This window comes from Nocardia sp. NPDC003979 (assembly GCF_053605015.1).
Window position 1 is genome coordinate 156,014 of sequence record NZ_JBSGIJ010000009.1, and the last position, 20,438, is coordinate 176,451.

Annotated in this window: 13 protein-coding genes; 11 read left to right on the plus strand and 2 right to left on the minus strand. The window is 66.9% G+C overall.

Annotated elements, in window-relative coordinates; genetic code table 11:
* The first annotated feature begins 9 nt into the window (after positions 1-9).
* Both ACWEVR_RS20315 and ACWEVR_RS20320 read left to right on the plus strand, forming a co-directional pair.
* Entirely contained in the window at positions 10-807 is a 798-nt protein-coding gene (locus ACWEVR_RS20315; RefSeq protein WP_452468214.1) for an ABC transporter ATP-binding protein, read from the plus strand.
* A 30-nt stretch (positions 808-837) separates the two neighbouring features.
* Positions 838-1,956 (plus strand): glycerate kinase, encoded by a 1,119-nt coding sequence (locus ACWEVR_RS20320; RefSeq protein ID WP_452468215.1) that lies wholly within the window; start codon positions 838-840, stop codon positions 1,954-1,956.
* Positions 1,957-1,995: 39 nt separating this feature from the next.
* On the opposite strand, the gene ACWEVR_RS20325 is transcribed toward ACWEVR_RS20320, so the two are convergent.
* Complete coding sequence (locus ACWEVR_RS20325; RefSeq protein ID WP_452468216.1) at positions 1,996-3,090, minus strand: diguanylate cyclase domain-containing protein; 1,095 nt, start codon at positions 3,088-3,090, stop codon at positions 1,996-1,998.
* Positions 3,091-3,186: 96 nt separating this feature from the next.
* On the opposite strand from ACWEVR_RS20325, the gene ACWEVR_RS20330 reads away from it, so the two are divergent.
* Positions 3,187-3,942, plus strand: coding sequence for an ATP-binding cassette domain-containing protein (locus tag ACWEVR_RS20330; protein WP_452468217.1), 756 nt, complete (start codon positions 3,187-3,189; stop codon positions 3,940-3,942).
* Here ACWEVR_RS20330 and ACWEVR_RS20335 read toward each other — a convergent pair.
* Positions 3,919-4,431, minus strand: coding sequence for a MarR family winged helix-turn-helix transcriptional regulator (locus tag ACWEVR_RS20335; RefSeq protein ID WP_067639613.1), 513 nt, complete (start codon positions 4,429-4,431; stop codon positions 3,919-3,921). The two genes, ACWEVR_RS20330 and ACWEVR_RS20335, sit on opposite strands and share 24 nt — an antisense overlap.
* A 91-nt stretch (positions 4,432-4,522) precedes the next feature.
* Between ACWEVR_RS20335 and ACWEVR_RS20340 the strand changes: the two genes are divergently transcribed.
* The 8 genes from ACWEVR_RS20340 (at position 4,523) to ACWEVR_RS20375 (ending at position 20,432) form a co-directional block, all read left to right on the plus strand.
* On the plus strand, positions 4,523-6,604 hold the full coding sequence (locus tag ACWEVR_RS20340; RefSeq protein ID WP_452468307.1) for an MMPL family transporter: 2,082 nt from the start codon (positions 4,523-4,525) through the stop codon (positions 6,602-6,604).
* Positions 6,605-6,862: 258 nt separating this feature from the next.
* A complete protein-coding gene (locus tag ACWEVR_RS20345) occupies positions 6,863-8,290 on the plus strand; it encodes a glucose-6-phosphate dehydrogenase (RefSeq protein WP_452468218.1) in 1,428 nt (475 codons plus the stop codon).
* Between the two features lies 1 nt (position 8,291).
* Positions 8,292-9,704 (plus strand): sugar porter family MFS transporter, encoded by a 1,413-nt coding sequence (locus ACWEVR_RS20350; RefSeq protein ID WP_452468219.1) that lies wholly within the window; start codon positions 8,292-8,294, stop codon positions 9,702-9,704.
* Between the two features lie 722 nt (positions 9,705-10,426).
* On the plus strand, positions 10,427-11,476 hold the full coding sequence (locus ACWEVR_RS20355) for a 2OG-Fe(II) oxygenase family protein (protein ID WP_452468220.1): 1,050 nt from the start codon (positions 10,427-10,429) through the stop codon (positions 11,474-11,476).
* A 77-nt stretch (positions 11,477-11,553) separates the two neighbouring features.
* Complete coding sequence (locus tag ACWEVR_RS20360; protein ID WP_452468221.1) at positions 11,554-12,600, plus strand: 2OG-Fe(II) oxygenase family protein; 1,047 nt, start codon at positions 11,554-11,556, stop codon at positions 12,598-12,600.
* A 71-nt stretch (positions 12,601-12,671) separates the two neighbouring features.
* Positions 12,672-18,911: a type I polyketide synthase gene (locus ACWEVR_RS20365; protein WP_452468222.1), complete on the plus strand. Its 6,240-nt coding sequence runs from the start codon at positions 12,672-12,674 to the stop codon at positions 18,909-18,911.
* Between the two features lie 29 nt (positions 18,912-18,940).
* Positions 18,941-19,594: a hypothetical protein gene (locus tag ACWEVR_RS20370; RefSeq protein ID WP_452468223.1), complete on the plus strand. Its 654-nt coding sequence runs from the start codon at positions 18,941-18,943 to the stop codon at positions 19,592-19,594.
* Between the two features lie 40 nt (positions 19,595-19,634).
* Entirely contained in the window at positions 19,635-20,432 is a 798-nt protein-coding gene (locus ACWEVR_RS20375) for a cupin-like domain-containing protein (RefSeq protein ID WP_452468224.1), read from the plus strand.
* The last annotated feature ends 6 nt before the right edge of the window (positions 20,433-20,438 follow it).

The following is a 20,438-nucleotide window of genomic DNA, read 5'->3' on the forward strand; positions in this document are numbered from 1 at the left end:
GGTGACGAAATGAGCACACCCACCGACACCCGCACCGGCACCGCGGTCGCCGTAGACGGGCTGACCGTAAGGTTCTCGTCCAACCGCGGCGAGGTCACCGCACTGCACGATGTCGACCTCCACGTCGGTCGCGGCGAGTTCGTGTCGATCGTCGGCCCGTCCGGTTGCGGCAAGTCGACGCTGCTGAAGGTCGTCGCGGGTCTCACCGACCCGAGCGGGGGCAGCGTCGAGCTCGGCGGCGCCTCCGTGCGGGGGCCGCAGCGCAATATCGGCTACGTATTCCAGCGTGCCGCGCTGCTGGAATGGCGAACCGTACGCAAGAACATCCTGCTGCAGGCGGAGATGCGCGGCATGGACAAGCGCGCGGCGGCCGCCGAATGTGATCGGCTCATCGAGATGACCGGGCTCGGCGGCTTCGAGAACGCCCTGCCGCACGAACTCTCCGGTGGTATGCAGCAACGGGTTTCGCTGTGCCGAGCCCTGTTGCACCGACCGGAAGTGCTGCTGATGGACGAGCCGTTCGGCGCGCTCGACGCGCTCACCCGGGAACGGATGAACGTCGAACTGCACCGCATCTGGCGGGAGACGGGCACCACCGTCCTGCTGGTCACGCATTCGGTGGCCGAGGCCGTCTATCTCGCCAATCGGGTCGTGGTGATGAGTCCACGGCCGGGCAAGATCATCGAATTGCTCGACGTCGACCTGCCCGCGCACCGCGAGTACGCCACGACGATGGAGACGCCGGAATTCATCACCGTCGCCAACCGGGTCCGGGAACTGCTCGGCGCGGTGGCGCAAGCGGACTGAGATCCGGACCGTAGAGAGGACGTCGACCGCGTGAGGGTTCTCCTCGCCCCGGACAAATTCAAAGGAAGCCTCACCGCGGCCGAAGTGGCCGACCGCCTCGCCGACGGCTTGGCGGAGGCGGGGATCGACAGCCTGCGGATGCCGATGGCCGACGGCGGCGACGGGAGCGTCGACGCGGCGGTCGCGGCCGGTTTCACGCCGCATCCGGTGACGGTGGCCGGGGCGTCGGGAACCCCGAGGTACGCGCGGATCGCCGTCGGCGACGGCACCGCGGTGGTCGAGGTCGCGAACACCTGCGGTCTCGCCACCCTGCCGAACGGCCGGAAGCTGCCGCTGGACGCGAGCAGTCTCGGTGTGGGACAAGCGATCTCGCAGGCACTGCGGCACCGGCCGCGCCGCCTGGTGCTCGCGCTCGGCGGCAGCGCCTGCACCGACGGTGGGATGGGGATGCTCGCCGCGCTCGGCGTCACCTTCGCCGACGCGAGCGGACAGCGATTGCGCGCGTGTGGGCGGAGTCTGGCCCGCGTCCACACGGTCGACTCGTCGCGGGCGGTCCGGTTGAGCGAGGTGGACATCGTGGTCGCGAGTGATGTCACCAACCCCTTGCTCGGGCCGGACGGTGCGGCCGCCGTGTACGGCCCGCAGAAGGGCGCCACCGAGTCCGACGTCCGGTTTCTCGACGACGGGCTGCGCAACCTGGTCCGCGCCTTCGTCCGCAGCGGTTATCCGGACGCGGCGACTGTCGCGGCCGCACCCGGTTCGGGCAGCGCGGGTGGGATCGGCTTCGCCGCCCTGCTGCTCGGCGGCACCATCGTCTCCGGCGCCGAGTTCTTTCTCGGACTGCTCGAATTCGACCGCCACCTGCCCGATGTCGACCTGGTGATCACCGGCGAGGGCAGCATCGACGAACAGACCGCCCACGGAAAACTCCCCGCGGTTCTGGCCGCCCGCGCCCACCCCACCCCCGTCGTGGCGGTCGCCGGACGCAACACCCTGCCCCGCGACCATTGGCACCGAGCCGGTTTCACGGCCGTCTACTCTCTGGGCGACTACACCGACTCGAACACCGCCGACGACCCGGACCTGACCGGCCGACTTCTCACCCGGATCGGCCGCGAGATCGGCCGCATTCCAACGATTTCCGGCTGATCACCGTGGTTCGCGCCGTCGGCAGCTGCAACTCCCGGTTCATTCCCCGCCCGGCGTGTGGGAGTGCCCGGGTGGCCGGGTGAGGTCGTCGAGGACGACCAGGTTTCCACCGGACTGTTTCGCCTGGTACATCGCCGCGTCGGCGGATTGCAGCAAGCGGTCGGGGGTGGGGCGTGGGCACTGCGGGCAGACCGTCGCGTCGAAGACCGCGACGCCGATGCTGGCTGTCACGCCCACCGCGGCTTCCGAGGGCGCGGCGACCACCCGGCGGAGGTGTTCGGCGACGTCGCGGGCGCCTGCCGCCGCGATCGGGGCGGCCACGACGAACTCCTCGCCGCCGGTCCGCGCCACCACCGCCGAATCCGGGGCGGCCTCGCGCAGACGCCGGGCGGTTCGCATCAGCACGATGTCGCCGATGCGGTGACCCCAGGTGTCGTTGACGCTCTTGAACCGGTCCAGGTCGAAGGAGATGACGCAGACGGCACGATGATCCTCGACGAGTCGGGGGAGCCGGTTCTCGAGCCCTCGCCGGTTGAGCAGTCCGGTGAGGGGATCCGAGAGCGACTCGATGCGCAGCAGCCAGTAGAGCAGCTGGAACGCGGGCACCGCGGTGATCACCGTCGCCAGCAGCAGACCCACCGCGACCGCGAGGGTGACACCGTCCCCGCCCGTCGCGATCCGCACGGACAACACCACCACCGACAGCACCGACCAGGCCGAATGCGCGGCCACGGCCCGTGCGCTGTGGAAGAAACTCAGATAGCTGCCGGTCGCCAGCAGCAGGACGGCACCCATGGCACCGAACAGTCGGTTGTGCACCTGGAGGAACTCGATCGTGAACAACAGATCGGCGCAGGCGATCAGGGCCAGCGACTCTGTCCTGCCGGGCCAGGGCAGCAGCCACCAGCGCGCGGCCCACAGCGCGCCCGCAAGAACTCCGACAACGGACGCCGCGACGGGCGGCCCCGCGGGCGTGCCCGCGATCACCAGACCCATGACCGCGATCCCCGCGCCGGCGGTGCCCATCAGCACCTTCAGCGGCAGCAGCGCCGAGCGAACGGCGAGGGTACGCACCAGCCAGCGGTAGTCGACCGGGTCCTTCCACCAGGACTGCAGCGTCGTACCGTCCCTCATCGACTAACCCTTGGACCCGACGGCATAGCCACCTCCCACCGAATGGTTCGCAGTAGTCTAGGTGTCGTCGCCGGCGAACCCGGCCACACTGGAGTCGTGACAGCCGAACTGCGTTCCCTCACCGTCGACATCGACACCGGCCGGTGGCGCGACACAGTCCTCACGAGCGTGGATCTGAGTGTTCCCGCCGGACAGCTCACCGCGCTGCTCGGCGGCCCCGGCGACGGCAAGACGGTGATCGCCTACGCACTGACCGGTCGCCTGCCCGAATCGGCACGGGCGAGTGGTGAAGTCCTGATCGACGGTCGCGTCGGCTATGTCCCTCAAAACGGTATCGATGCCTTCGTGCCCGACCAGACCGTCGGCGAGCAACTCCGCCGATCAGAGCTTCGACACCGAGCCTGGACCGTCGAACAAGCCTGCGCTGCCGCTCATTACCCGATCGACGCTTTGGAACTGCTCGCGCGGCACAACTCCGCGGGCCAGATCCAACGCGCCGCCGTCGCGGCCGCCCTGCTGACCGCTCCCGATGTCCTGGTAGCGGACGGCCCGACCGCCTCCCTGGACCAGGGCACCGCCTACGCGGTGTGGAAGTCGCTGCGCGAGTACGCCGACACCGGTGCGGCACTGCTCGTCATCACCCACGACATCGCCCTGCTCGCCGCCACCGGTTACGCCGACCGCCTGGTTGTCATCAGCAAAGGGCGGATTCTGGCCGCCGGGACGATGGCGGAACTGTCCGCCTCCGCGGATCCGCGGGTGCGGATGTATATGGGAGGCGCTGCTTCGCACGGCGAGCCGGGCCAGACGTCGGGACCTGCGACGGGCTCAGCGGTCCATCTGCGCCGGTAGCTCGCTGTAGAAATCGCGCAGCGCGCCGGTGATCGCGACGAACACCCGGTGGGCTGCCTCGAGATCGGCAGCGGGCAGATCGGCCATCGCAGCCCGGGTGCGGGTGCTGAGTGGTCCGAAGAATCCGGCTGCCACGGACATGCCGTGGTCGGTGTAGCCGAGGTGCACTCGTCGGCGGTCCGTGGCGTCGGGCACTCGCTCGAGATGGCCGGATTCGATCATCCGCTCGACGAGATAGGTGACCGCGGGCGCGGAAATTCCCATCAGCGTGCTCAGCCGACCCGCGGTCACCGGTGTGCCTTCGGCCTGTGCTGTTGCCACATGCATCAGGGCACGGAAGTCGTTGGGGCGCAGATCGTTCGACCGCGCGAAGACGTGACCGATCTGTTCGGAGATCGCGGTCAGCGCGCGCAGATCGCGGGCGATCTCGGTTTCCAGCTCCGACCGGTCGCGAGCCGGATCGGCGTCCTCGGTGGTCTGGTCACCCAACGCATGTCTCCTCTCGATCGGTTGCGAGCTTAGCCGCTCCCGGGTCACGACATTGTCAGATAGTTAAGTTTCTGAAATAGTTGACCGCGTGATGCGACTCAGCGACGGGCAGGGATGGGATCGGTTCGCCCGGATGGTGACCGGGCGGCGATCGTGGGCGCTGCTACTCGCGGTGTTCGTGGCCGCGGTGGCTGTTGTCGCGTCGGCCGGCGGCAACCAGAGCGCCGGGCAGGCGCCGGTGTCGCTGCCGTCCTCGGCGGAATCCGCTCGGGCCGCCGCTGCCGCCGAGGACTTCCCAGGCGCGGACGAAGCCGCCGCGATCGTGGTGGCGACCCGCACCGACGACGGCGTGCTCACCCCGACCGACCTGGTTGCACTCGATGCCGCGCTCACCCGGGCCGAGGTCTCCGCGTCGGGCGGTCCACGCGTCGTCCCGGCTCCCGACGGCCGCGCCGCCATCGCCCAGATCCCGGTGCCTGCGGACCTGAACGGGTTCGCGCTGACCGATCGCATCGACGAACTGCGCACCACCCTCACCACGGACCTACCCGAACCGCTGCGCGTGCAGGTGACCGGCGGTCCCGCCTTCGGCGCCGACATCGCCGACTCCTTCTCCGGTGCCAACACCTTGCTGCTGATCGTCACAGCGCTGGTGGTGATGGTGCTGCTGATCCTCACCTACCGCTCACCGGTGCTCTGGCTCGTCCCGTTGACGGTCGTCGGCCTGGCCGACCGCGTCGCCACCAGCGTCGGCACCGCGCTGGCCCAGCTCACCGGTCTCACCTTCGACGGCTCGACCTCCGGCATCACCAGCGTCCTCGTCTTCGGCGCGGGCACGAATTACGCACTGCTGCTCGTCTCCCGGTATCGCGACGAACTGCACCGCCACGACGACCATCGCGATGCTTTGCGCGCCGCCGTACGCCATGCCGCACCTGCCATCCTGGCCAGCAATGTCACCGTTGTGCTCGCGCTGCTGACCCTGCTGCTGGCCGCGCTGCCGAACACGCGCAGCCTCGGCGCGTTCGCCGCGGCCGGACTCGTCGTCGCGTTGATATTCGTCCTGTTCGCCCTGCCCCCGGCATTGGCCCTGTGTGGACGAAAGATCTTCTGGCCGTTCGTGCCGCACGCCGACGGTCGCGATCCGGCCGAGCACGGCGTCTGGGCGAACGTCGCGCGGCGCGTGGTGCGCCGCCCGGCCCTCGTCGCCGGTGTCGCGTCGGCCGTCCTCGTGGTCTTCGCCGCCGGTCTCGCGACGACCGACATCGGCCTGTCACGCACCGAGCAGTTCCGGGTCGAAGCCGAATCCGTCGACGGACTACAGACCTTGGCCGAACACTTCCCCTCCGGCTCCGCCGATCCCGCCGTCGTGATCGCCCGCACGGCGGCCGCACCGTCGGTGCAGGCCGAACTCGACACCGTGCCAGGGATTTCCCGGGCGACTCGCACCGGAACCTCCGACACCGGAATGACGCGCTGGTCGGTCGTCCTCGACGCGCCGCCCGGCTCGGTCGACGCGTTCACCACCGTCGAGGCGATGCGGTCGGCACTCGGCGCGATCCCCGACGGTGCAGCGATCGTCGGCGGCTCCGATGCCGAGGCCCTCGATATCCGCGATGCCGCGCGCCGGGACCAGGGATTGGTCATCCCGCTGATCCTGGTAGTCGTTCTGCTGGTGTTGCTTGCCCTGTTGCGAGCGGTCCCGGCGGCGGTGCTGCTCGTCGGCGTCACGGTCCTGAGCGCGCTCGCCGCGCTCGGCGCGGGCAGCTGGATCAGCGGCACCGTGTTCGGTTTCCCGGCCTTGGACACCAACGTGCCACTGTTCGGTTTCCTGTTCCTGGTCGCCCTCGGCGTGGACTACACGATCTTCCTGGTGACCAGGGCGCGCGAGGAAGCAGCGGCCAACGGCACCACCCAGGGCATGGTCCGCGCCGTCGCATCCACCGGCGCGGTGATCACCAGCGCTGGCGCGGTGCTGGCCGCGGTGTTCTGCGTCTTGGGCGTACTTCCGCTGATCACCCTCACCCAACTCGGCATCGTCGTCGGTATCGGCATCCTGCTCGACACTTTCGTAGTCAGAACCCTGGTGGTCCCAGCCCTGTTCGAACTCCTCGGCGACAAGGTCTGGTGGCCCTCTGTCCCCGAGAAGAAGGTGAGCGCGCCCGGGAACTGATGCACGACTCATGTCTTCGATTCTGGCGCACCCCGATCGCGGACGGTCGCGCGTTGCCATCTGGTCGTGCATCGGCATGGCTCCGCAGTACATGACCCGATGACGCGCTGCTCACGACCTCCCGGTGCCGGGTCCGTCGGCGACATAGAGTTGTCCCGCACAAGTTCATGCAGGAGGCGCTCCGTGGTGGGCGCAGGGTCGGATCGGCATTGCAGGCCGCGTTGCTCGTCGCAATACGCACGACAGGAGCGAAGGACTATGACCTCGGACTCGACAACTGGTGCGAACAGTTCACGTGATCAGACGCTGGTGATTCTCGGTGCGAGCGGCGATCTGACCGCGCGGCTGCTGTTGCCGGGGCTCGGTGCGCTGTTGACCACCGGCGGTGTGGACAAGCTTCAGCTCGTCGGCAGCGCGGTGGAAAGCTGGGACGACGATCGCTGGCGTTCGCAGGTCACGGAGTCCTTCGCGACGGTGGACGCGCGCGGACCGCAGGTGGAAGCCGTCGTCGCGACCACCCGCTATGTCACGGCGGATGCCACCGACGAGAACGATCTGCGCGCATTGCTGGACTCGTGCACCGGTCAGCTGATCATCTATTTCGCGCTACCGCCCGCTGTCACCGAGAAGGTCTGCCGCGTGCTCACCGGAGTGGACCTGCCCGAGGGCACCCGGCTGGCGATCGAGAAGCCGTTCGGCAGCGACGCCGAAAGCGCCGCCGCGCTCAACGAGTTGGTGACCCAGCTCGTTCCGGAAGACCATGTGCACCGGATCGACCACTTCGTCGCCATGTCGACCGTTCTCAACATCCTGGGCGTGCGGTTCGCCAACCGCATGATCGAACCCCTCCTCAACAACCAGCACGTGCACAGCGTGGACGTGGTCTTCGACGAGAGCCTGACGCTGGAAGGTCGGGCCGCCTTCTACGACGGCACCGGTGCGCTCGCGGACATGATCCAGAGCCACCTGCTCGAGGTGCTGTCGCTGTTCGCGATGGAGCCCGTGCCGTCGCTGCACGGGGACGCCGTGCGCGACGGGAAGGCCCAGATCCTGCGGGCCACCCGGATCTGGGACGACGACCCGATCCGATACAGCCGCCGCGCCCGCTACACCGCGGGTGAGATCGACGGCCGTCAGGTGCCCTCCTTCGTGGACGAGAAGGGCATCGACGGTTCCCGCAATACCGAGACCTTCGCCGAGCTCGTGCTCGCGGTCGATACCTGGCGCTGGTCGGGTGTGCCGTTCCGGGTGCGCTCGGGCAAAGCGCTCGGCTCACCGCGCACCGAGGTGACGGTCACCTTCAAGCCGCCGCAACAAGTACCGGTCGGCATGACCGGCAGCCCGCAACCCAACCGGCTCCACATCGGAATACCCCTCGGTGCCAACACTTTCGGGCTCGACCTGAACATCAGTGGGCCGGGTGACTCGTTCGAGATCGATCCGGTGAGCTTGGCCGGAGAGTTCGGCGCCGGCATGCTGCCGCCCTACGGGCAAGTACTCCGGGGCGTGATCGAGGGCATCCCACCACTGTCGGTCCGTGGCGACATGGCCGTCCAGTGCTGGCGCATCATCGAGCCGGTCCGCGAGGCCTGGCGTGAGAACCGGGTGCCGATAGGGGAATACGCGGCAGGCAGCACGGGCCCTACCGGCTGGGCTCCGACCGGGCTCCCCGGCCAGGGGGAATGAGATGACCAACGGTTCAGAGAATTCCCAACTCGACGTCCCCAACGCGGGATTGCGCATGGTCGCCCGGTGGGGACTGTGGATCAACCTCGCCACCTTCATGATCGGCTACGCCACCGGCGTCATCTCCGGTGCGTTGCTCTACATCCGCGGCGACCTCGACCTCCACGACGCCCAACAGGGCCTGGTGACCAGTATTCTGCTGCTCGGCGCGCTGGTCGCGGCGATGTTCACCGGCGGGCTCGCGGACCGATTCGGCCGCAAAATGGTGCTCGGCGTGGCCGGGCTGCTGTTCGCGGTCGGCTTCATCGTGTCGGCGCTGGCGACCGGATTCCCGCTGCTCGTCCTCGGCCGCCTGGTCATGGGCTTCGGCGTCGGCATCGCCTCGGCACTGGTTCCCACCTATCTCGGCGAGATTTCGCCGCCGCAGATCCGCGGGCGAATGCTCACCCTCAATCAGCTGCTGCAGACGGTCGGCATGCTCGTCGCCTACCTCGTGAACCTCGCCTTCAGCGGTAGCGGCGACTGGCGCGCGATGTTCTGGGTCGGCGCGATTCCGGCGGTCTTGCTGGTGCTGATCGTGAAACGGCTGCCGGAAACGCCCACCTGGTTGATCGCGCAGGGGCGTATCGACGAGGCACGAACCACCATCGGCTCGGTCGTCGGTGCCGCGGGCGCCGAGAAGGTGATCGAGCACTACCGCCACCAAGAAGCCGAACGCCGGCGCCTTCGGGAACAGGACAAGAGTCCCGAGCAGAAGGGGTGGCGGGTGCTGCTGGCGCCCCGCGTCCGCCCCGCGCTGGTCGTCGCACTCGGACTCGCCGTCCTGCAGCAGTTCGTCGGCATCAACACCGTGCTCTACTACGCGCCGACGATCATGGAGGAGACCGGCCTCAGCGCCTCGAACTCGATCGTCTATTCGGTCATCATCGGCATCGTCAACCTCGCGATGACATTCGTCTCGCTGCGCTTGATCGACCGGCTCGGACGCCGACCGCTGTTGCTGATCTCCCTGGTCGGAATGGGGATCTCGGTGGCACTGCTCGGTGTCTCGTTCATCGTCGATCTCGGCTCGGTGATCCTGCTGGTGTGCATGCTGGTGTTCGTGTCGTCCTTCGCCATCGGGATGGGCCCGGTGTTCTGGGTGATCCTCGCCGAGGTCTTCCCACCCGATGTGCAGGCACAGGGCTCGGGCGCGGGCTCAGCGGTGAGCTGGTTGTCGAACTTCATCATGTCGACGGCCTTCCTGCCCCTGACCGGCGCAATCGGATCCGGCCCCGTCTTCCTGATCTTCGCCGTGATCTGCCTGGTGGCCTTGATATTCGTCTACCGCCGGGTCCCCGAGACCAAGGACCGCGACTTCGCACAGATCGACGAGGACCTGCAGGCCCGCGCCGGTAGGCACGTCCCGAACTAGCGCATAGGTGGGCGGATAGCGTTCACAGCATCCGAGGAAACCGGGTGAGCTGCTCGTAAGCCGCGTTGCCCGCCGGTCGGCACCATCACCGCGAACCAATGGCGGCGCGAAAGACGTGCGCCGACAACGGTTTTGGTCCCGGTTAGCTCGGTAGCCGAGTCGGAGCCCGGCATACCGATTGCTACCGGCGGTGCAACCGCTGTGATCTGCGCATTCGGTCGGAAGATCGACGAAGTGACCGAAACACGCTCTGTCTCAACATGAATCACCGTAAAGTAGTCCGTAGCGGCTCGTCGTTCGATAGACGCGAGTCGGGTAGCGACTCCACGGCGCCACGCGGGCTGCTCGTTGCGAAATGGCCGGGCACGGTGAGTGCGGTCGTGCCATGATTCCCGCTGCCGGTGGAATGGTTCCGTGCCGGCCGGAAGTTGTAATACTCCGTGCCTTCATCGCGTTTTCCGGGCTGCGAAGATCTGTGAATCGGGAATGGCGTGTCGATGCGAGAATTTGACGACTGTCTGGTCGGATTGCCGAAATTTAGCTTCGCGGCGAGCAAATTCTCTGCGACTGGTCGCCGCTACGACCGCTATTGACAGTGCACCGGCGGTGATGCAACCTTGATCTACCCAGCAGTTCCGCCTTATTCGACCTTTCTCAAGCTTTCCAGTCACCGAGTGGAACTCTGCCCGGATACCTGATCGAATATCTTGAAGGGGGCCAGTATGAGTGCAAACAAATCCGATGTGGAGCACCCGGAATTCGCCGTGGTGGAGAATGATCTCGACTGTCTGGAATATTCTCTCGTCGAAAGTCCCGGCGACGTATTCGACGACAGTTTCGAGCCACAAGTCTGCGACATGGCCGACCTCGACGGCGGTGCGGCGGCGCGAAACCGCTTCATCGACCAGCTCGGGGAGGCGATGGAGGAAGTCGGACTGGCCATCTTGATCAACCATGGCGCCGAGCCCGTCCTGCCGGCGGCCGCCGACGCGGCACTCCAGATGTTCACGGCCACACCCCTCGAAGAAAAGATGCGGTATATCGCGACGGACACCACATTCGGCGAGCCGCTGCAGATGGGTTACATCCCCCTCCAGGAAAGTACGCCTTCCCTGCCGAATTCGGTAGAAGCGTGGGAACTCGACAAAGCGGCTTTCCGCATTCCGGGCGAAGACCCCGACAAGGCGCTCACTTTCTGGCCGGATGAGCGTTTCGAAACGGCGCTGCGACCCTACTGGCAGGCGTGTGAGCGGATGGTGCTCCCGCTCGTGCACGCCATGTTCCGGTATCTGGGCGTCGACCCATCGCTCTACGACGAAGAACTCTCGCCGCCGAACAGTGTGCTGAGGTTCAATCACTATCCGCCGATCGACGACGCGGCGGTGGCGGCCGGGAACACGGGCCGGGTCATCGCCCACGAGGACTACGGGCTGATCACGCTGTTGCCCGCCACCCCGGTGGAGGGGTTGCAGCTCTACCACCCCCGGCGCAAGACGTGGAGCAGGGTCCACGCGCCTGCCGGTTCTTTCGTGCTGAACAGTGGCGACTGGCTGAAAATGATCAGCAACGATCACTTCCACTCCTGCACCCATCGCGTCAGCGTCCCTCGCGACCGTGCCCAGCGTGCGGTGCCTCGCCTGACCATTCCCTATGTCGTACATCCGCACGAGACGTCGATCGTGGAAGTGCTGCCCGGGTTCGAGCCGAAATATCAGCCGATCAGCGGCCGGGATTTCATGACCAGGCTGGCTGCCAGGTATCTGGATCGCTGAGGTCTTCTGTGCGTCGGACCGGCGGCGTGTAAATGTAGTCGTCTGCCGACGGCTCGGATTCATTCAGAGGTGACAACGTGGGTTCCAATGCCAATGAAGCGCTCGGCAAGTTCGGGGTGGTGGACAAAGATCTCGACTATTCCCTCGAGGAAAGTCCCGACGACATATTCGACGACACTTTCGAACCGGCGATCTGTGATATGGCCGATCTTCAAGACGGCCCGGCGGCGCGGAAGCGTTTCGTCGATACGCTCGGTCGTGCCATGGAAGATATCGGACTGGCGATCTTGGTGAACCATGGGATCGATGCCGACTCGCTCCGGGCCACCGATGCGTGCGCACTGCAATTGTTCACGTCGGTTCCCGACGAACAGAAACTGAAGTTCGCCGCCACCGACTACGTGTACGGCGGAGCGTTCCGCCGCGGGTATTTCGCAGTCCAGGAGTGGACGCCGACGCGGCCGAACGCGGTGGAAGCATGGGAGTTCTTTCGCGATTCCTTCCGTATGCCCGGTGAGGACTCCCACAAGGCGCTGTCTTTCTGGCCGGAGGAGAAGTTCGAAACGGGTCTGCGGCCGTATTGGCGGGCGTGTGAGGACATGACGCTGCCGCTCGTCCGGACCCTGCTCGAGTATCTGGATATCGATCCTTCGATCTACGACGAGGAACTGTCACCGCCGAACGGCGTGCTGAGGATCAACCACTACCCGGCGTTCGAGAGCCGCGAAAGCGATACCGAGAACACAGGTCGCTTCATGACCCACGAAGACTACGGCCTCATCACCCTGCTGCCCGCCAATCCGATCGAAGGGCTGCAGGTTTTCCACCCGGAGCGCAAAACCTGGAGCAGGGTGTCCGCCCCGCCCGGGTCCATGATCTTGAACAGCGGCGACTGGCTCCAAATGGTCAGCAACGACCGCTTCCGTTCGTGTTCGCATCGAGTCTGCGCGCCCAGGGATCCGGCTCATCGGGCGGTGTCGCGGATCTCTGTTCCCTATCTCGTTCTGCCCCGGGAGGATTCGGTTCTCGAGGTATGGCCCGGCCGCACCCCGAAGTACGGGCCCATCGGTGCCAAGGACTTCATGGCGAAGCTGGCAGGCAAGTACGTGAACTACGACGACTAGCCGCACCTCGAGCGAGCTTCCGCCGATATCCGGTCTGCCACTGTGCCCGAACACGAGGAATGAATGGTGCCATGATTGACCACAGCGACACCGGGCCGGGTGGATTGATCGCGATCGTAGGCATGGACTGCCGATTCCCGGGTGCCGATGGTCCGGACGAGTTCTGGAAGCTGCTGGACGAGGGGCGGCATGTGTCCCACGGCCTGCCCACCGAACGCGGATGGGACCTCGACCGGGTGTACAACGAGGACCCGGCTGTCGAAGGGACCACCTATATCCAGCGGGGTGGCTTCCTCCGCGACATCGGCGACTTCGACGCGAGCCTGTTCGGGATAGGCCCGCGTGAGGCCACCACGATGGATCCGCAACAACGGATGCTGCTGGAGAGTTCGTGGCTGGCCCTGGAACGTGCGCGCTCGAGTCCACAGTCGTTGCGCACCGTCCGCTCCGGCGTGTATATCGGCGCGACCGACAGCTATTACGGTCTGGCGGGCTCGAGAATTCCCGGCCTGGAACGGCATCTGCTGATGGGCACGATGCTGAGCGCGACCTCGGGCCGGATCGCCTACGCGCTCGGCCTCAACGGCCCGGCGATCACCGTGGATACGGCCTGTTCGTCCGCACTGGTGGCGGTGCACCTGGCGGTGCGGGCGCTGCGCTCCGGTGAGTGTGATGTCACGATCGTCGGCGGCGCTACGGCGATCTCCGATCCGTCGATGCTGGCACGATACTCCCGGCATCGCGTCCTGTCGGTGGACGGCTACTCCCGTGGATTCTCCGCCGACGGCAACGGTTTCGCGCCGGCGGAGGGTGTCGCGTCGTTGATCTTGATGCCGCTGGAACGAGCTCAGTTCCTCGGCAAGCCGGTTCTCGCGGTGATCCGCGGCAGCGCCGTCAACGAGGACGGAGCGAGCGCCACGCTGCAGGCGCCCAACGGGCGTGCCCAGCAGGCCGTGATCGCCGCCGCCCTCGACGATGCCGGGTTGCGTCCGCAGGACATCGATGCGATCGAAGCGCACGGTCCCGGGACGCCGCTCGGCGACGCGACCGAGGCCGCGACTCTGCAGACCAGTTATGCACGGCACCATTCCGCGGACGACCCCTTGTGGGTGGGTTCGGTCAAATCGAACATCGGCCACACACTCGCCACGGCCGGTCTCGCCGGTCTGATGAAAATGGTGCTGGCGCTACAGCACGAGCGTTTACCCGCCACCCTGCATGTGGACAGGCCCATCGCCGGTGTGGACTGGACGACGGGCGGCATGCGGTTGCTGCGGCAGTCGCGCCCCTGGCCGCGTACGGCAGAACCTCGGCGGGCCGGTGTCCTGTCGTACGGGATCACCGGCACCAACGCCCATGTCATTCTCGAAGAAGCTCCGCGACCCGCAGCTGCCGGGCATCGGCGGACAGGCAGGCGTGAGCCTTCGCCGCTGCGCACGCGACTGCCGATGTGGCCGCTGTACGCGGCGTCGCCGTCGGCTCTCGTCGCACAGGCCGCGGCGCTGGCCACCCATGTGCGCGGCAACGCGGACCTTTCCGCCGTGGATCTCAGCTGGTCGCTCGGGAATACGCGCAGCCCTCTGACACATCGAGCTGTCGTCACCGGAGGTGAGAAAGAGGAACTGGTCGCGAGGCTGGAAGCCTTTGCCGCAGAGGCGATTACCTCCTCTTCGGGTGTTGCCGTCGGGAAGGTGCGGCACGGTCCAGGCCCCGTTTTCGTCTTCCCCGGCCAGGGGTCGCAATGGGTCGGCATGGGGGAGCGGTTGCTCACCGACTCACCCGTTTTCGCCCGATCGATGGCACGCTGCGCTGAGGCGTTGAGCCCCTACGTGGACTTCGACGTCGTGGCGGTGTTGCGCGGGGAACGGAGTGCACCGCTCGAGCGGGCCGAGGTGATCCAGCCGCTGCTGTTCGCGATGTATGTGTCGCTGGCCGAATTGTGGCGGAGCCTCGGGGTCGAGCCCGCCGCCGTCATCGGGCACAGTCAAGGTGAGATCGCCGCGGCTCATATCGCCGGAGCTCTGACGCTCGACGAGGCCGCCCGCGTGGTGGCGTTGCGCAGCGCCGCACTGCGGTCGGTCGACCGGCGCGGAGCCATGGCATCGGTGGCTATGCCCGTCGAGCGCACGCGGGAAGCACTCGAGAGGTGGAACAACCAGCTCGAGGTGGCAGTGGTCAATGGGCCGTCGGCGACGGTGGTCGCCGGCGACGCCGACGCGATGACGGAATTTCTGCGGCACTGCGAGCAAAGCGGTGTCGAAGGCCGCCTGCTGCCCGTGGACTACGCTTCCCACAGTCGGCACATGGAGGCGCTGCGCGACCGTATCCTCGCCGATCTCGGCGCGATCACCTCGCGTGCGGCCCGGCTGCCCATCATCTCCTCGACCACCGGCGAGATCATCGATTCGTCCGGTCTGAATGCACCGTACTGGTTCGAGAATCTCCGCCGCACTGTGCATTTCGACGAGGCGATACGTAGTGCGCTGACCGCGGGATATCGGCAGTTCGTCGAGGTGTCGCCGCATCCCGTACTGGTCGGCGCCATCGCCGAGGTCGCATCGCTGGTGGATATCGACGCCGGCGTCACCGGCACGCTGCAACGCGGGCGAGGCAGCGGCGAGGACTTTCTCGCCGCAGTGGCCGACGCGCACGCCCAGGGTGCCGAAGTGAACTGGGAGGCACTGTATCCCGGTGCCCGCGAAGTCGACCTGCCCACCTACGCGCTGCAACGTCGGCCCTATTGGTTACCTGCGACCGGCACGTCACTGAATCCGCGAGAGGGATCGTTCGACATCGCGGACCACCCGCTCATCACCGCCACCACCGACCTTTCCGACGGCGGCACAGTGTGTGTGGGTCACCTCGACCCGAGAGAACACTTGTGGCTGGCGGACCACAAGGTGTTCGACCGGGTCATCGTCCCCGCCACGGTGACGGTCGAGATTCTCACCTGGTGCGCTGCCCGCGCGGGCCGGAGCGGGGTACAGGACCTGGTTCTGAGTTCGCCGCTGCCGCTGACGGATACCACGGTCGACATCCAGGTGATGTGCGGACCGGTGGGACAGGACGGACGTCGACGGTTGACCCTGCACTCGCGTGATCGTGGGGACAAGGGCCCGTGGCGCTGCCACGGCGAGGCGACAACCACGGGCACCATCGCGGCTGCGACGGAAGACGGTCCCCAGGAACAGGTTTGGCCGCCCGAAGGCAGTCATCGCCTGCCCTTGGACGGAAGCTATCGCGTACTTCACGACAGAGGCTACGACTACGGTGCCGCCTTTCAGAACCTCACCGCCGTCTGGCGCAAGGACACCACGCTGTACGTCGAAGTCCAGCTGGGGCGTCGCCGGCCGCCGCGTACCGATGGCTTCGCTGTGCATCCCGCTCTCGTCGACTCGATCCTGCAGGCCCTGCTGCTGACCGGAGCCGAGCAGGGCACGATACTGCCGTACTCCATCGGATCCGCCCGGATACTGCCGTGCCGGACGGACGCTCTGCGCGCCACGATCAGCCCGGCCGGACAGGACCGTTACCACGTCCGGGTCACCGACCCGCACGGAAACCGGGTCGCCGACTTCCGGGATCTGCTCCTGCGTCCGGTGACGAAACGCGCACTGCGCGGCATGCTCGCCACCGGCGCTGACCATGCGTTCCGACTCCTCTGGCGGCCGGTCGAGGTGAGCACCGGGGGCGCGGGGGACTGCGCACGATGGGCGGTCGTCGGCGCACAGAGCGACCTTCCAGGCGCCGACGTTCACCCCGACGCCCGCTCGTTGGCCCTTGCGCTGCGGCACGGTCGAGATGTTCCGGAGGTTGTCCTGCTCGATCTTCGTTCCTCGACACCCAGCGGCGAGCTGCCCGAGGAAAGCGCACTGCGGCAACATCTTTCGCAATCGATGGTCGACGCACAAACGCTCCTGCGTGACGAACTGCTCGTCGAGACGCTGATCGTCTGCGTCACTCACCGCGCCAACAGCACGAGCATCACCGAATGCGCGCCGGACGCGATCGGAGCAGCATGCGCGGGCATGATGCGTTCCGTCGCGACCGAGCATCCGGGTCGGGTGCGCCTGATCGATCTCGACGACGACCCGGTCGATCATCGGCTGATAGCCGGTGTGATCGGCACCGGCCATCAGCAGGTAGCTCTGCGCGGTGCGCGGGCATCGGTCCCACGCCTGGCTCCTGCGGCCGAAGGTCTGCTCCGGCCACCGGTCGTCGAGCAATCCTGGCGGCTGGTGCAAGGTCGGGACAAGACCTTGGACAGCGTCGCGGTCGCCCCGGCAGCCGACCTCACGGTGCCGCTCGAACCGGAGCAGGTGCGCATCCGCGTGGTGGCCACCGGCGTGAACTTCCGTGATCCGTTGGTAGCGCTCGGCATGCTCGACGAAACCGCGCTCGGTTTCGAAGTGGCCGGTGACGTCGTGGAGGTCGGCGAGCAGGTCGGCGACGTAGAACTCGGCGCGCGGGTCGCCGCGGTCGTGCTGCATGCGGGCTCGAGGCCGGGGGCTTACGGACCTTTCGCCGTCGTCGATCGACGTGCTGTCCTCGCCGTGCCCGCGCACTGGAGTCACACTCAGGCCGCCGGCGCGCCCATCGTGTTCCTCACGGCCTACCACGCGCTCGTCGAGCTCGCCGAGGTGAAACCGGGCATGCGGGTCCTGATCCATTCGGCGGCGGGCGGCGTGGGCATGGCCGCCGTGCGGATCGCCACCATGCTCGGCGCCGAGATCTATGCGACCGCAAGCCTTTCCAAGCAGGGGATTGTCGAGGCGATGGGGGTCGCGCGCGAACGCATCGCCGACTCGCGCACTCTCGAATTCGAACAGCACTTCACCGAGGTCACGGGCGCCACCGGTGTCGATGTCGTCCTCGGCAGCCTCGCGGGTGAAGCGGTAGATGCCTCGCTTCGGCTCCTGCGGCCCGGCGGGATCTACCTCGAGATGGGCAGGACCGATCTCCGGGATCCGGCCACCGTCACCGCCGGGCATCCCGAAATCACCTACGACACCGTCAATATCGCGGTCCTTCCGATGTCTCGGGTGCAAGCCGTTCTCGACCAGCTCCAGAAGCTGTTCGCCGACGGCGCGCTGAGCCCGCTGCCCGTCCGGACCTGGAACATCGGTCACGCGCGGGAAGTGCTGCGGCACCTCAGCCAGGGGCACAGTACGGGCAAACTCGTCCTGACTCAGCCCACTGCGCTCGTACCCGAGGAGACGGTGCTGATCACCGGCGGTACGGGCAGCCTCGGTCGATTGCTCGCGCGTCATCTCGTCATCGCGCACGGTTGCCGGCGGCTTCTGCTGGTCAGCCGTCGTGAGTCGTCCGATGCCCGGAAACTGGCAGCTGAGCTCGGTGAAATGGGTGCGCAGGTCACCATCGCCGCCTGCGATGTCACAGACCGCGCCGCCCTGTCCTCGGTGATCCGGGACATCTCGCCCCGCCATCCGCTCGGCGCTGTCGTGCACGCCGCCGGGATCTTGGACGACTGCCTGTTCACCGACCTGACTCCCGACCGGCTCGAGCGGGTCCTTGCGCCCAAAGCGATCGCGGCTCGGCATCTCCACGAGCTCACCGCCGACATGAATCTGCGCGCGTTCGTGCTGTACTCGTCCATCGCCGACGTGGTCGGCACGGCAGGCCAATCGAACTACGCGGCAGCCAACGCCTTCCTCGATGCGCTGGCCTACCACCGGCACAGCATCGGTCTGCCCGCCACCTCCATCGCGTGGGGACTGTGGCGGCAATCCAGCGGTCTCACCGCCCATCTGGACGACACCGACCTGGCGCGTCTCGCCCGGCAGGGTCTTGCCCCGCTCGACACGGCAGGCGCGCTCGACGTCTTCGACCTGGCCCTGGAACAGGATGAGCCGCTCCTCGCCGCGACAGCCCTCTCGCCCATCGACCCCGCTGCCCCGCCCGTCGCGGTCCTGGCCGATCTGTCCCGGCACCACACCCCGTCACCAGTCGAGGACGAATCCCGCTCCGCCACAGCGGATTTACCGCGACCGAAACTGTTGGGCATGCCGCCTGGCGAACGGGTCAAAGCGCTGACGGCCCTGATTCGTACCCACGCTGCTGTCGTGCTGGGACACCAGGACGCCGACGCCCTCGCCGCGGATCGGACCTTCCGAGACGCCGGGTTCGACTCGCTGTCCAATGTGGAGCTGCGCACTCGCCTCAGCGGCGCCACCGGCGTCCGGCTCACGGTCGCGGGGATCCTGGACCATCCGACCCCGACTCGCCTCGCCGTCTACATCAACGAGGTTCTCGAGCGAGACAGCGGCTCCTTAGCTCCCGACCTCCCGTAGGCGGAGAAATGCTTTCGAAGGGAAAACACATGTCAACAGGCGAAAACCTTCCGCGTGCTGCCGTTCGAACCGTCGGTGCGAACGATATCGAGGTACGCAACCTGCGGTTGTCCGACCTGGACCAGCTCGTGGAGATGGAGCGAACCAAGTGGGACCACGAACAGGCGGCGACAGCCGAGGAACTGTTCGACAGAATCGATCGACTACCCGACCTCGCCGCGGGAGCGTTCGCGCCGGACGGTGACCGGCTCCTCGCGTCCATGTTCGCCCGACCGATCACCGAGGAAGCGGTGCACGCGGCGCAGAGTTGGCGGGCGTGCGCCTACGCCCCACTTCCCCCGCCGGGCAGTACCGATTGCGTGTTCGGCGTGAGCCTGACCAGCACGAGTTCCGCTGCGGCCGGAGCTCTCTTTCGCTCGTTCTTGCCGCAGCTGGCCGAATTGGGTTATCGGAACCTGTACGGCGGGTCGACCGTCCCCGGATTACGTGAATGGATCATGGCCAACCCGGAGGGTTCACCGGTCTCCTATGTGCGGGCGACCAACGACGACGGGACGCCCGTCGACCGGCAGCTTCGCTACTACTACTTGAACGGCTTCACGACGATAGTCGCGGTCAAACCCAATTACTTTCCCCACCCGCAGTCCCTGGACTACGGCGCCGTGATCCACAGAAGTCTCTGATCGGGCTGTGCGGGCCGTGCGCGAGCCGAGGGGAGAAGAAATGCTGCAGCTACGACCGGCGACTGTGCCGTTGAGCGAGTACATCGCCAGAAAAGAACCAGCGTTCCTTCCGGGGCTGGCCGCCGATTGGCCTGCCGTGCACCGGTGGGATTTCGACTTCCTCGGAAAGTTGCGGCCCGAGTTGCCCATCGAGCTGGTTCGGGGCGATCGCGAAAGCGCCGCAACACATTTCACCGAGTCGACGCTGGGTGCGTACATGAAGTTCCTCGCGCACGACGATCCCGGCGAAGAACCCCTCTACCTCAAAGAATTCGACCTCTTGCGCAGGTTCCCACAGCTTCAGGCCGACATACTTCCTCGAAAGAGGCTGTTCCCGAAGCATGTGGTCGCTCCGCCTCCCGGCGTCTGGGTAGGCCCCGCGGGCGCGCGCACCGGTGCGCACTACGACCTGCTCGGAAACATCGCCGTCGCGATCCGCGGAACCAAACGCTTCCGCATAGCACCGCCCGGTTTCGTCGAAGACGCCGATGCGCTGTCGGCGAAATACGATCCGTTGGCACGTCTTTCGGCTCGGCCGTTGGCGGAGATAGCAGCTGGTGCGACGAATTCCGGCCAGCGCCCGTTCGAAGTCGAGCTCCAGGCCGGTGACGCACTGTACGTGCCCGATCACTGGTGGCACGAGGTGTACAACCGCTCGCCGAGCATTCTGCTCAGTGGTTTCTTCGGCACCTACAAACACGTCGCGTCGTGCGCGATCCGGGTAGCGGCGCGCCACTTTCTGCACCTCGCGCGCCTCGATCGGGTCACCGCGTGCACCTGCCACGAAACCACAGCCTGACCTCGA

Excerpts from the sequence above, each read along its gene's own strand:
- ACWEVR_RS20315 (WP_452468214.1), top strand. The coding sequence starts at position 10 with ATGAGCACACCCACCGACACCCGCACCGGCACCGCGGTCGCCGTAGAC.
- ACWEVR_RS20325 (WP_452468216.1), bottom strand. The coding sequence starts at position 3,090 with ATGAGGGACGGTACGACGCTGCAGTCCTGGTGGAAGGACCCGGTCGAC.
- ACWEVR_RS20340 (WP_452468307.1), top strand. The coding sequence starts at position 4,523 with ATGCGACTCAGCGACGGGCAGGGATGGGATCGGTTCGCCCGGATGGTG.
- ACWEVR_RS20345 (WP_452468218.1), top strand. The coding sequence starts at position 6,863 with ATGACCTCGGACTCGACAACTGGTGCGAACAGTTCACGTGATCAGACG.
- ACWEVR_RS20350 (WP_452468219.1), top strand. The coding sequence starts at position 8,292 with ATGACCAACGGTTCAGAGAATTCCCAACTCGACGTCCCCAACGCGGGA.
- ACWEVR_RS20355 (WP_452468220.1), top strand. The coding sequence starts at position 10,427 with ATGAGTGCAAACAAATCCGATGTGGAGCACCCGGAATTCGCCGTGGTG.
- ACWEVR_RS20365 (WP_452468222.1), top strand. The coding sequence starts at position 12,672 with ATGATTGACCACAGCGACACCGGGCCGGGTGGATTGATCGCGATCGTA.
- ACWEVR_RS20370 (WP_452468223.1), top strand. The coding sequence starts at position 18,941 with ATGTCAACAGGCGAAAACCTTCCGCGTGCTGCCGTTCGAACCGTCGGT.
- ACWEVR_RS20375 (WP_452468224.1), top strand. The coding sequence starts at position 19,635 with ATGCTGCAGCTACGACCGGCGACTGTGCCGTTGAGCGAGTACATCGCC.